The organism is Vreelandella salicampi (genome assembly GCF_013415105.1).
Taxonomy (GTDB): Bacteria; Pseudomonadota; Gammaproteobacteria; order Pseudomonadales; family Halomonadaceae; genus Vreelandella; species Vreelandella salicampi.
Genome location: NZ_JACCDF010000002.1, coordinates 396,090 through 408,657 on the forward strand (window position 1 = coordinate 396,090; position 12,568 = coordinate 408,657).

The 12,568-nt window shown below is 57.3% G+C and carries 12 protein-coding genes; 9 read left to right on the top strand and 3 right to left on the bottom strand.

Translation table 11 applies throughout. The features are described 5' to 3' along the window. The first annotated feature begins 9 nt into the window (after nt 1-9). Together nosP and HZS81_RS04650 are read left to right on the top strand one after the other, a co-directional pair. Nucleotides 10-1,170: a nitric oxide-sensing protein NosP gene (gene nosP, locus HZS81_RS04645; RefSeq protein WP_179929473.1), complete on the top strand. Its 1,161-nt coding sequence runs from the start codon at nt 10-12 to the stop codon at nt 1,168-1,170. Between the two features lie 10 nt (nt 1,171-1,180). Beyond that, nucleotides 1,181-2,533, top strand: coding sequence for an ATP-binding response regulator (locus tag HZS81_RS04650; protein WP_179929366.1), 1,353 nt, complete (start codon nt 1,181-1,183; stop codon nt 2,531-2,533). A gap of 14 nt (nt 2,534-2,547) precedes the next feature. Here HZS81_RS04650 and HZS81_RS04655 read toward each other — a convergent pair whose 3' ends face one another. Next, nucleotides 2,548-3,258, bottom strand: coding sequence for a LuxR C-terminal-related transcriptional regulator (locus HZS81_RS04655; protein ID WP_179929367.1), 711 nt, complete (start codon nt 3,256-3,258; stop codon nt 2,548-2,550). Between the two features lie 120 nt (nt 3,259-3,378). Between HZS81_RS04655 and exaC the strand changes: the two genes are divergently transcribed. Both exaC and adhP read left to right on the top strand, forming a co-directional pair. After that, entirely contained in the window at nt 3,379-4,899 is a 1,521-nt protein-coding gene (gene exaC / locus HZS81_RS04660; RefSeq protein ID WP_179929368.1) for an acetaldehyde dehydrogenase ExaC, read from the top strand. Nucleotides 4,900-5,057: 158 nt separating this feature from the next. Further along, nucleotides 5,058-6,086: an alcohol dehydrogenase AdhP gene (gene adhP, locus HZS81_RS04665; protein WP_179929369.1), complete on the top strand. Its 1,029-nt coding sequence runs from the start codon at nt 5,058-5,060 to the stop codon at nt 6,084-6,086. Nucleotides 6,087-6,184: 98 nt separating this feature from the next. Here adhP and HZS81_RS04670 read toward each other — a convergent pair whose 3' ends face one another. Continuing rightward, on the bottom strand, nt 6,185-7,261 hold the full coding sequence (locus tag HZS81_RS04670) for a zinc ABC transporter substrate-binding protein (protein WP_179929370.1): 1,077 nt from the start codon (nt 7,259-7,261) through the stop codon (nt 6,185-6,187). Between the two features lie 118 nt (nt 7,262-7,379). Here HZS81_RS04670 and HZS81_RS04675 point away from each other — a divergent pair, with 118 nt between their 5' ends. The 5 genes from HZS81_RS04675 to folE2 all read left to right on the top strand — a co-directional run bounded on the left by HZS81_RS04675 (nt 7,380) and on the right by folE2 (nt 11,805). Then, on the top strand, nt 7,380-8,123 hold the full coding sequence (locus tag HZS81_RS04675; protein ID WP_179929371.1) for a metal ABC transporter ATP-binding protein: 744 nt from the start codon (nt 7,380-7,382) through the stop codon (nt 8,121-8,123). Then, on the top strand, nt 8,113-8,946 hold the full coding sequence (locus tag HZS81_RS04680) for a metal ABC transporter permease (RefSeq protein ID WP_179929372.1): 834 nt from the start codon (nt 8,113-8,115) through the stop codon (nt 8,944-8,946). The genes HZS81_RS04675 and HZS81_RS04680 overlap by 11 nt, the downstream gene beginning before the upstream one ends. Nucleotides 8,947-9,030: 84 nt before the next feature. Further along, the gene (locus tag HZS81_RS04685) at nt 9,031-9,693 is read left to right on the top strand and encodes a DUF1826 domain-containing protein (RefSeq protein ID WP_241697364.1); all 663 of its coding nucleotides are present in this window, start codon (nt 9,031-9,033) and stop codon (nt 9,691-9,693) included. 94 nt (nt 9,694-9,787) lie between these two features. Then, entirely contained in the window at nt 9,788-10,903 is a 1,116-nt protein-coding gene (locus HZS81_RS04690) for a CobW family GTP-binding protein (RefSeq protein ID WP_179929373.1), read from the top strand. After that, nucleotides 10,900-11,805, top strand: a complete 906-nt coding sequence (gene folE2 / locus HZS81_RS04695; protein ID WP_179929374.1) for a GTP cyclohydrolase FolE2 — start codon at nt 10,900-10,902, stop codon at nt 11,803-11,805. The genes HZS81_RS04690 and folE2 overlap by 4 nt, the downstream gene beginning before the upstream one ends. Before the next feature lie 126 nt (nt 11,806-11,931). On the opposite strand, the gene HZS81_RS04700 is transcribed toward folE2, so the two are convergent. Next, nucleotides 11,932-12,549: a TPM domain-containing protein gene (locus HZS81_RS04700; RefSeq protein ID WP_179929375.1), complete on the bottom strand. Its 618-nt coding sequence runs from the start codon at nt 12,547-12,549 to the stop codon at nt 11,932-11,934. Between the last annotated feature and the right edge of the window lie 19 nt (nt 12,550-12,568).

Genomic DNA, 12,568 nt, shown 5'->3' on the forward strand with positions numbered 1-12,568 from the left:
CTATTGGATATTTCCGCTGTCACTTCTGCGGCGACTACGCCGGTTCGTACGGCGGCTAGCCGTCGCCAAGACCCTGAATGTGCCGCTGAGGAGCTGGCCAAGGCCCTTAAGCATGAGGAGCTGGGTTTCGTGCTGTTTTTCTGTAGCGCTGAATATCCGCTTGAAGCCTTGGGGCGCGCGCTGGAGTCGGCATTTGCCACCGTAAAGGTCAGCGGCTGCACTACCGCAGGGGAAATCACCCCGCAAGGGTACGATCGGGGGTGCGTGGTCGCTATCGGTTTTGATCGGCGTTATTTTGCGGTGGATTACGCCTTGGTCGAGGACTTGGCGCGTTTCGATCTTTTGCGCGCCCAACGCCTGGTGGACCAGTTGCTGGAGAATTGCCGCGCTCGGTCACTTGCATCGATCAATGAGCACAGCTTCGCCCTGACGTTGCTTGACGGCCTTTCCAGCAGTGAAGAGCAGGTGTTGGCCACCCTGGATGCCGCCTTGGGGCGTATCCCCAGTTTTGGTGGCTCGGCGGGGGACGATAACCGCCTGGCGCACACGCATGTGTATGCCCAGGGGCATTTTTATGCCCGCGCTGCCGTGGTGATCATGATCAATACACCTTTACCGTTCGAGGTATTTTCCACCCATCATTTGCTGCCGCTTGAGCATAAGTTGGTCGTCACGCAAGCGGATCGTGAAAGCCGGCGCGTGCTGGAGCTCAATGCCATGCCTGCCGCTGATGCTTACGCGCAAATGGTCGACGTGCCCAAAGCGGCGCTAGGGCCGCAGGTGTTTGCTCGCCACCCCGTGGCGGTGAAGCTGGGCGATCAGCACTACATTCGCTCCATTCAGCGGGTTAACGAGGATGTCAGCCTGAGTTTTTACTGTGCGGTGGAAAATGGCATCGTGCTCACCGCCATGCGGCCCGCCCCTTTATTGCATGACTTGCATCACATGCTCGATTCTCTGCATCAGCGGCTAGGCACACCCAGTTTGGTGATCGGCTGTGACTGCTTTTTGAGACGTCTGGAGCTTGAAGGGCTGGGAGAGCTGGGCCAAGCGTCGCAATTGTTTAAGCGTTCCCGCGTGGTGGGGTTCAATACCTACGGCGAACAGCATCACGGCATGCACGTCAACCAAACCTTTACCGGGGTGGCTTTTGGATCTCTTGCGCGATAGCCCTGACATTATGCCCGAGACACCTTCCGAACGCGCATTGGCGGAGGAAAACCGGCGGCTACGGCGTATCTGCCATGCATTGATGGAGCGGGTGGAATCGGGAGGCGCCGCTAACGGCGCGCCTTATGCTGCCTTCGAACATGCCGTGTTGCTGGCGGAGCAAGTACGCGAGCGCACGGAAGCCTTGCATCGCACTCTGGATGAATTGGGCCAGGCTAATTCACAGCTTCACGAAGCTAAGGCGGATGCCGAGGCTGCTAACCTTTCCAAGACCAAGTTTCTTGCCGCTGTCACGCATGATCTTTTGCAACCGCTGAATGCGGCAAGGTTATTTGCCAGTGCCCTGGAAGAACACCGCTTACCCCAGGATTCGGCGCTACTCGTGGGGCATATCGGCCGTTCGCTCAAAGATGTCGAAGCGTTGTTGGGCACCTTGGTAGATATGTCGCGCCTGGATGCGGGGATTCTCAAGGCGGATATTGCTCCCTTTCAGATCAATGGGTTACTTGATGCATTGGCCGAGGAGTACCGTCAGGTAGCGGGGGTGCGTGGCTTGACGTTGCACTACGTTCCTTCAAGCGTGGTCGTGTCTTCCGACTTTACCTTGCTGGCCCGGGTGATTCGCAACTTCCTCAGTAATGCCGTGCGTTATACCGAGCAGGGCCACCTGCTGTTGGGGTGTCGGCGGCGTCCTGATGGGCTTGACATCATGGTGGGAGATACCGGCCCCGGTATCCCTGAGCTTCAGCAAGAAGCGATTTTTCTGGAGTTTCGTCGCGCTCAACCGAACCATGAATCGCATAGCCGCGGGCTAGGCTTGGGGTTAGCTATCGTGGACCGCATCAGCACGATCCTTGATCATTCGGTTTTATTGAAATCGCTCCCAGGGCGCGGGGCGCTTTTCTCCATTAAAGTTCCTTATGGTCAACTTACAAAGCGCTCGTCGGAGCTCACAGTGGAGGCCGCTCAGGTCGGGCAGGGGCCGTTGCAGGGGGCGGTGGTCTGGGTGATCGACGACGATCCGGCGATCCTCGAAGGGATGCAGGCGCTACTAAGAGGCTGGGGGTGCCGTGTGCGAACCGCTGCGTCGCTAAGCGCATTGGAGGCGGCGAGTGATGGTGAAGAACCGGCCGTGCTATTGGTCGACTATCATCTGGGCGATGCAGGAGAGGATGGGGTGGCGCTTGCCTTGCGTCTGAGGCGGTGTTATCCCGCCTTGCCGGTGGTGGTGATCACGGCAAATCATGATGCCGAGCTTAAACGCTATGCGCGGGAGTTAGACATGAACTGCTTGCTCAAGCCATTGAAACCGTTGCGGCTGCGTATGCTGCTAACGAGCCTATTGGAAGAGCGCGCCACCTAGCGTTTCTCTCGGCTTTATTCCTCCCCGGGGTTTTGACGGCTGCCTTCATCCTGGCGACGCTGCCGGATGTAGCCGTTGAGATCCGCTTCGGCCGCCATGACAATTGCCTGAACCCGGCTGGCGGCGTCGAGTTTACGCAAGATTGCGGAGACATGCGTTTTGACGGTGGTCTCGGCAATGTTCAATTCACGTGCAATCAGCTTGTTGGAGATACCGGTCGTCATGCAGCTGAGTACATCCAGCTGCTTGGCGGTAAGGTAGGTCAAGCGCTGGCGTAACTGGGTATCGGGTGACGTTACGGCTGGCTCGGATGGCGTCTCGGGTGGTTGGCGCATGATATCCGGCGGCAAATAGACTTGGCCTGCGAGTATTTGATCGATTGCCGCGAGCAATTCCTGGCGTGGCGTAGATTTTGGAATATACCCCACGGCCCCCAAGGTGATGGCATCCAGTACCAGCCGGCGCTCTTGCTGGGCGGAAACGATGGCCACCGCCAAACCGGGAAACCGCTGACGAAGGGTCTCTAAGCCGCTCAGGCCTTCGGCATCGGGAAGGCCGAGATCCAGAAGCAGCAAGTCCAACTCCTGATTTTCCTCAGCCAGCACCAGTGTCTGGGAAAGACTCGCGGCTTCCAGCAAGGTACTACCGGGTAACCCGGTGGTTATCACCGCGCTTATCGCATCTCGAAACAGCGGATGGTCATCCGCCACCATTAGGGTATACATGCTTACCTCCTACCAAGGAATGAGGGTATTTCCTCCTATTGAGGTATATCGCCGCGCGCTTATCTAACCAACACTGGTGTGGCACCTCATCCAATAATGATAATACTTAGGAGCATTACCATGATCTATACCAATCCCGGTCAATCCGGTTCCGTCGTATCGTTCGAAAAGCGCTACGGTAACTATATCGGGGGCGAATTCGTCGCGCCGGTAAAAGGCCAGTATTTCGATAATATCAGCCCCGTTAACGGTGACGTATTTTGTGAGATCCCCCGTTCCAGTGCCGAAGATATCGATAAAGCACTGGACGCGGCACATCAAGCCGCACCTGCCTGGGGCAAGACCTCCGCTGGGGAGCGCAGCAATATTCTGCTCAAGATTGCTGATCGTATGGAGCAGAACCTGGAAATGCTCGCCGTGGCGGAAACCTGGGACAACGGCAAGGCGGTTCGAGAAACCCTCAATGCTGACCTGCCCCTGGCGGTCGACCATTTCCGCTACTTTGCCGGTTGTATCCGCGCTCAGGAAGGGACCGCGGCAGATATCGATGCCAATACCGTGGCCTACCATTTCCACGAGCCGTTGGGCGTCGTGGGGCAGATCATTCCCTGGAACTTCCCCATCCTGATGGCGGTATGGAAGCTCGCGCCAGCGCTTGCCGCCGGTAACTGCGTGGTACTCAAGCCCGCCGAGCAAACCCCGGCGTCGATCCTAAAGCTGGCCGAGCTGGTGGGCGATCTTTTGCCACCTGGCGTGCTCAATATCGTCAACGGCTTTGGCGCTGAGGCTGGGCAGGCGCTGGCCTCCAACAAGCGTATCGCCAAAATCGCCTTCACCGGCTCCACCCCGGTGGGCTCGCACATTCTCAAGTGCGCCGCTGAGAACATCATACCCTCTACCGTGGAGCTGGGCGGCAAATCACCCAATATTTACTTCGCCGACATCATGAATGCCGAGCCACAGTTCATCGACAAAGCGGTGGAGGGGTTGGTGCTGGCGTTCTTCAACCAGGGTGAAGTATGCACCTGCCCTTCGCGGGCACTGATTCAGGAGTCGATGTACGACGACTTCATGGCTAAGGTGATCGAGCGCACCCAGACGATCAAGCGCGGCAACCCGCTGGATACTGATGTTCAGGTGGGCGCTCAGGCCTCCCAAGAGCAGTTCGACAAGATCATGTCCTACATGGATATCGCCCGTGAAGAGGGTGCCGAGTTCCTCGCGGGGGGCGATAAGGAAACCTTGGATGACTCGATCAATAACGGTTACTACATCCAGCCGACGTTGCTCAAGGGTAACAACAAGATGCGGGTGTTCCAGGAAGAGATCTTCGGCCCGGTCGTAGCGGTCACCACGTTCAAGGACGAAGAAGAAGCGTTGGCGATTGCCAACGATACCGAGTTCGGCCTGGGCGCCGGGGTGTGGAGCCGCGATATGAATGTGGCCTTCCGTATGGGACGTGGCATTCAGGCAGGGCGTGTCTGGACCAACTGCTACCACCAGTACCCAGCGCATGCGGCATTCGGGGGCTACAAGAAATCCGGCGTAGGCCGCGAAACCCACAAAGTGGCGCTTGAACATTACCAGCAGACCAAGAATCTGCTGGTCAGCTACGACATCAATCCGCTCGGCTTTTTCTAAGAGCCATTTTTCAGCCCTATTGTCCAGGGTCACTTTTCCATGACCATACCTCCGCTCAGGCCCAGTGCCTGAGCGGAACTTCGCGAATTTTACCCCTGATACCCTCGACAAGAGCAGTGCCCACACTGCCTAACTCTTAGAATTTGGAGAAACTCAGCATGGATAAAACAATGAAAGCCGCTGTGGTACGCCAGTTCGGTCAACCATTAGCAATGGAAGAAGTCGACGTTCCTCGCCCACAGCGCGGTGAGGTCTTGATGAAAGTCGCAGCCTCTGGGGTGTGTCATACCGACCTTCACGCCGCCCATGGCGATTGGCCGGTAAAACCGGAACCACCCTTTATTCCCGGCCATGAAGGGGTCGGGCACGTGGTAGCAGTAGGTGAAGGTGTTAATCACCTGAAGGAAGGCGACCGTATCGGGGTGCCTTGGTTGTATTCGGCCTGTGGCTATTGCGAGCATTGCCTGGGTGGATGGGAAACGCTGTGTGAGTCGCAGCAGAACACCGGCTATTCGGTCAACGGTGGCTTTGCCGATTACACCTTGGCCGATGCGGGTTATGTAGGCCGGCTTCCGGATGAAGTGGATTTCATGGAAATCGCCCCGGTGCTGTGTGCGGGGGTCACGGTCTACAAAGGACTGAAAATGACCGACACCCGCCCTGGCCAGTGGGTGGTGATTTCCGGGATTGGTGGGCTTGGCCACATGGCCGTGCAATACGCCAAAGCCATGGGGTTGAACGTGGCAGCGGTGGATATCGACGACGGCAAGCTGGCTTTGGCTGAGCGTCTGGGTGCCACGGTGACCGTCAACGCCATGAAGACCGATCCCGCAGCGTATCTTAAGAAGCATATTGGCGGTGCGCATGGTGCACTAGTGACTGCGGTATCGCCAAAGGCCTTCGATCAAGCACAGAACATGCTGCGTCGCGGCGGTACACTGGTGCTTAATGGCTTGCCGCCGGGTGACTTCCCCCTGCCGATCTTCAATACGGTACTTAATGGTATTACGGTGCGTGGCTCTATCGTCGGTACACGCATGGACCTTCAGGAAGCGCTCGATTTTGCCGGGGAAGGCAAAGTCAAGGCAACGATTGCCACCGACAAACTGGAAAACATCAATGACATTTTCCAGCGAATGATCGATGGCAAGATAGAAGGCCGCATCGTGCTGGATATGACTCACTGATCGTAGGCTGCTGGTTTTTTTGGTACTTCCACGTAAAGCCTCGCCTCGAAAGGGCGAGGCTTTTTGCTGATTGTCGCTACCTTGACGTCATACAGGCCTTAGGTGGCATCCGTGCAACGCGCAATCTCATTAGCCAGCTGTTCCAGTAGCGCATCGTAAAGGCCAGCATCCAGCGTCAGGCCCACGCCCAAGGGATCCATGACGCCGATATAAGCCGACGTATCGCCAAACACGTTATTGACCATCTGCGGATTGAACTGGGGTTCACTGAACACGCACTGGACATTATTATCGTTCACCAGCGTTTGCAGTTCCTCGATACGCGCCGGGCTGGGTGCCGATGCATCACCGATGGAAATGGCCCCGGCCGCGTGGACGTTAAAGGCATTCTCGAAGTACTGATAAGCATCATGGAAGACAATAAAGCGGGTGTCGGCGCTGTTGGCTAAACGGTCTTGAATATCCTCCTGAAGGCTGGTCAAGTCTTTCTTGCCTTGGGCGGCGTTGTCGCGATAGTACGCGGCGTTGTCAGGGTCGATCTCACTTAACTGCTCGGCGATGGCATCCAGCCAACGGCGGGCATTGGCAGGATCCAGCCAAGCATGGGGATTCATGCCGGTATGGCTGTGATCGTGACCGTGGTGGTCATGATCGTGCCCACTTTCGCTATGGCTGTCTGCATGGCTGTCTTCATGAGGGTGGTGTTCGTGATCGCCATGATCATGCTCATTGTGGTCGTGGTCGTGGTCGTGGTCGTGGTCGTGGTCGTGGTCGTGGTGCTCGTGACCTTGTTCATCCCCATCGTTGAGCGCAAAGATTGCGCCTTCGCGGTATTCCAATGTCGTCGTTCCGGTCACATCCAATAGCTCAAGGTGGCGTGCATCACCCGCCAGGCTGTCGATGGGGCCGGATAGCCAGGGCGTCAGCGCGTCGCTTACCCATACCACCAGATCCGCATCATCGAGGGATTGTGCTTCAGAAGGGCGTAGCGAATAACCATGCGGCGAAGCACCAGGCTGGATAAACAGCTCAGGATCGCCGCGATCCCCCATCACCTTAGCGACAAGCGAATACACTGGCGGAATATCCACCGCCACATGCGGCACTTCTGCGGCGGCAACCAGCGGGAAAGCCGCTAATAGCGGCCAAGACAAACGAGCTAAATGGTTATTCATTAAGGTTGTCCTCATCATCAAATATGACTTTTCTCGGTTCGACCATCGGCATAGACATTCGCCTAGCCTTTAGCAATATGTTATAACATAACAAATGCAGAAAAGACGACCTTCAATTATGCGGTTTAATCAGCCTCCTGATCGCGATGCGATTCTGAACGTTCGCCACTTGAACGTGCGCTTCGGCGGACAGCATATTCTCGAGAACATCAATCTCGATTTGTATCGAGAGCAGGTGGTAACCCTGATTGGCCCCAATGGCTCGGGGAAATCCACACTGGTGAAAACGCTGATCGGTGCGGTAACGCCCACCTCGGGCCAGGTGACCATCGCCCCGCAGCAGCGTATTGGCTATGTGCCCCAGCGGCTCCACTTAGATCCCACCCTGCCCATGACGGTCAAACGTTTTATCAACCTGCCCCGTCGCCACCCCCATTACACTGTGCAAAAGGCGTTGGAAGATGCCGGTGCCGAGGCTTTGATCAAGGCGGCAATGAGCGAGCTGTCGGGGGGCCAGTTCCAACGCGTGCTGTTAGCCCGGGCGCTGCTGACAAGGCCTGACATTCTGATTCTCGATGAAGCGACACAAGGGCTTGACCACCGGGGCACCGCAGAATTCTACCAGCATATCGAAAGCGTGCGCCGCAGCTACGGCTGCGCTGTATTGATGGTCAGTCACGACCTCCACGTCGTGATGCGTACCGCCGATCATGTGCTGTGCCTGAATCGCGTTATCTGTTGCGAGGGCAAACCCGAACAGGTGGCCTCATCGCCGGACTATCAGGCGCTGTTTGGCGATCAGACCGCCCAGACCTTAGCCCTCTACCGCCATCAGCACGAGGAGGCTGCCAATGCTGGATGATTTTATGTGGCGGGCGATGATCGCCGGTGTATTAGTGGCCATGGCCGCCGCCCCGTTGGGATGCTTCGTGGTGTGGCGGCGTATGGCCTACTTCGGCGATGCGACCGCCCACGCCGCCATTCTGGGGGTGGCGTTAGCGCTGCTATTGAACGTCTCTATCTTCTTAGGCGTGCTGACGGTTGCCTTGGTGATGGCGAGCTGTGTGTCAATGCTCAGTGGGCGGGGCTATGCCATGGATACCCTGCTCGGGGTAATGGCGCACTCGGCCCTGGCCATCGGCCTGGTGGCGGTGTCGTTTCTTTCCGGGGTGCGCATCGACCTAAACGCCTATTTGTTTGGCGATATTCTGGCCGTCGGCAAAACCGATATCTGGATCATCGGCGGCGGCGTGGCGCTGGTGCTGGCGCTGCTTTTCTGGCGCTGGTCATCGTTATTGACCGCCACGTTAAGCGACGAGCTTGCCTATGCCAGCGGCATTCAGCCCCGGCGCGAACAGCTGGTGCTCACCTTGGCGCTCGCGGTGGTCGTCGCCGTGGCGCTGAAAGTGGTGGGCGTGCTGCTGATAGCCGCCTTGTTGATCATCCCGGCGGCCACCGCCCGGCCTTTTTGCCGCACGCCGGAAATTATGGCGATTCTGGCCGCCGGTATTGCCATGCTGGCGGTAACGGCAGGGCTTAGAACCGCTTATGTGATGGACACTCCGACCGGCCCGACGATTGTCACCCTGGCCGCGGTGCTGTTCACCCTGGCGACGGTTGTGACGCAATGCTTTCGTTTCTTTCGTCAGCGCATCCAGCCCGCGTTCTTTCATTCAGGTAAATAGCGCGGTGGAGGCAAGGGCCGCATCCTTTTGCCGTTTGGCCACTGATACCCCGTTAGTTTATTAACATCGCTTATGGAGTCATTGATGTCTTCGCTTATGCCTTCAATATCCGCCGCGCAGTCGACGTTGCCAGACCATGCCGCCGGTGATCACGACATTAGCGTGTTGCCGCGCATCTTTGAAGACGCTATCAATATTGCGATCTTCCAGCGCCCGCTGCCCGCCGATATTGCCTTTAGCGCCCAGGCGCAATGCCAAACGGATCGCGCCTGGCAATATAGCTGGCTTGGTCATCCCGATGAAAGCTTCGTCGCCGATTTGCGTCGTCACCTTCCCGACCCGCAGGCGGCGTCCCCGCTGATGGAGGATATGGCGACGATTGCTGAAGCCATCGCCTTCCTGTTTGACACCCAGACCGTCGGCATTCGCCTGCGCCTGCTCACTAGCGCCATGTGCCCGCGTTTTCACTGCGATAACCTCCCCGTGCGCATGGTGACCAGCTATGTCGGCCCGGGCAGCGAATGGCTGCCCGAGCACGCCATTAACCGCGAAGGCCTGGGCGCGCCGCACCCTGATCGCCCCGACATCGTGACGGACACCCGCGCTATTCAACGCCTTTCGCCGGGCGATATAGCGTTAATCAAAGGCAGTGGCTGGGTAGGCTGCGAAGAGCGGGGTTTGGTGCATAGAAGCCCTGCGCTTGAAAGCGGTAGCAAGCGCTTGCTGATGAGTATTGATCCGGCCTAGTTATAGCTATCACGAGCACTGGAAACGATCTCCGACCAGTGTACCTATGTCTTGATCAGATCAATATCGCAACGCCCGCTGGGAGTAAGTCGTTATGCAAGCGCCATCTTTAATCCCGATCAATGTACTGACTGGGTTCCTCGGCAGCGGCAAAGCCACGCTACTCAACCGCTGGGTTCACCAAACTTCCATGACCAATACCCTGGTGGTCATCAACGAGTTCGGCGCCATTGGCTTGGACCACCAGCTGATTACCCAAAGCGATGAGCAGGCGGTGATCGAAATGAGTAGCGGCTGCTTATGCTGCACGCTACGGGGCGACCTTAGCCGCACCCTGCAACAAGCACTGGAGGATCTGGAGGCCCAGGGCAAAGCCCTGCCAGCCCGAGTGGTGATTGAGACCACTGGGCTCGCGGCACCCACGTCGTTGTTGCGACTGTTGATGACCGATCACTGGCTGGCACACCGCTTTAAGCTGGACAGCGTGGTGTGCTGCGTCGATGCGGCGAATGGCATGGCCACCCTGGACGCCCATCAGGAGCCACAACAGCAGGTCGCGGTGGCTGAAAAGCTATTAATCACCAAAACCGACCTGGCAAGCGAAGAGGTGGTGTCCCAGTTGGCGAATCGGCTGGCCAAGCTCAACCCGGCGGCTGAGCAGTGGCAGGTGATCAACGGGGGACTTTCGGTGGACTTGTTAGTGGGGGCAGGGCTGGCCCGCCATGCCCCTTATGCCGACGCGGGCAACGACGCTCACAAGGACTCCCAGGAGTATCAGGTCGAGAAGTGGCTCAAAGCCGGCAGTTACGCCGTGCATCAAGCAGCTCCGTTAACGCCCAGGCTGCTCACCGGCGCGCCGCTCGGTTCTTATCAGCCCGAAGGCACCCCCCACAGCGACAACATTAAGTCGTTCTGTTTTAGTGTTAACGAGCTTATTGAGCCTGAGGTGCTGGAGAATTGGCTGGATATTTTGATGTCGCTAATGGGCGATAAAATGCTGCGTATTAAAGCCATCGTCCATCTTACTAACCGGGATACGCCTCTCGCACTGCATGGCGTGCAACATATTTTTCATCCACCCGCGCCGTTGCCCAAGAACAGTGTGGGAGACCGTGTATCTCGCTTTGTATTTATTACCCAAAACGTGACGCCGGAAACGGTGGCTGAGTTGTACCGCTTTTTTCACACATCCCAAGAGGTGGCCCAATGACTGTTTTAACCCTGCCTGATGTAGCCAGCCAAACCGCCCGCTCTCCGGCCGCTTTGACCTGGGTGGGCATGGAGGGCATCGCACTCCCCGTCCGACTAGGCAGCCGCAGTGTAACGGCCAAGCTCAATGCAGGGGTTGGCCTGGATGACGCTGATGCACGGGGAATCCATATGTCTCGGCTGTATTTGGCGCTGGCACCGCTTGAAGAAGCACCGCTAACACTTCAAGCGGTTAAGGATGTATTGAATGCATTTTTAACCAGCCAAGATGGCTTATCCCAGCATGCTTATCTCAGCATCGAAGGCGAGCTTCCGCTTAAGCGGCAAGCCTTGATCAGCCCTTTAGCCGGGTGGAAAAGTTACCCCTTCACCTTGCGCTGCCAATTAACGCCCGCTGGCTTTCAGGCTGAACTCGACCTTACAGTGGGCTATTCGTCCACCTGCCCCTGCTCGGCGGCACTGGCAAGGCAGCTGATTCAACAGGCCTTTGAGGAAGATTTTGCGGAAATTCCGTTCACCAAATCTGCGGTATCTGCGTGGCTAGGCAGCGAAGAAGGGATACTCGCAACGCCCCATAGTCAGCGCAGCAGTGTCGAATGCCGTTTGCGCTTGACTGACAACGAAAACGGAGAAGTGTCCATCGCGGATTTAATAACACAATGGATTGATCAAATCGAAAACGCGCTAGGCACCGCGCTGCAAACCGCCGTAAAGCGCATCGATGAGCAAGCCTTTGCCCTCGCCAACGGACAAAACCTGATGTTTTGTGAAGACGCCGCCCGGCGGCTGGATAAAACCCTCCGCCAGGCACCGGGCGTGACAGGGTTTCAGCTCAAGGTCGTGCATGCCGAAAGCCTACACGCCCATGACGCGGTAGCGCGTAGTGAGTGGAATGGGTGGTGACGCCTTGAGAGCGTCGCATAACGATGCTCAGCTGACATATGCACAAATAATAAAAAAGCCTCGCCGCAACGGCGAGGCTTTTCGATGACTCTTTGGGGAGACTCTTGAACGGGTTACGACGTTTCGTTACTCCAAAATCACCAAATGATTGGGCAGCTCGTTGCGCTCGTGGGTAGCCGGCACGTGTTCCTTCAGAAGCTTGCCGCAGGCGGCAATGCAGTCAAGAAAACCCTGCCGGGTCTCGCCCTGGTGCACCTTGGCGGTGAAATCCGCCACGATGTCTTCCCACACCTTGTTGTCCAGAACGTCGGCAATGCCCTGATCCACCAGGATCTCCACATAGCGTTCCGCCTCCGAGACAAAGATCAACATACCGGTACCACCGTCGGTATGGTGTAGACGCTGCTCCAGGAACTGCCGCCGCGCCAGGTTGGAGGCGCGCCAGTAACGCACCTGCTGGGGAATCAGGCGGGTGTTGATGTTGGGCATCCGGAACAGCAGGCTGAGCAGGATGAACGTGCCCCACTGCACCAGCAACAGCACGTCGGCGCTGAACCAGTTGCCGACATAATTGGCAATCCCCGGCACCAGCAACGCCAGGATGCCGGCCCAAAGTAGGGGGATATAGCTGTAGTTATCGGACTGAGCCGTCAGCACGGTGACCAGTTCGGCGTCGGTTTCCCGCTCTGCCTCGTTGATAGCAGCGGTAACGGCTTCCTGATCGCTTTTACTTAGTAATGTCATGGTTGTGTGATTCTCATTG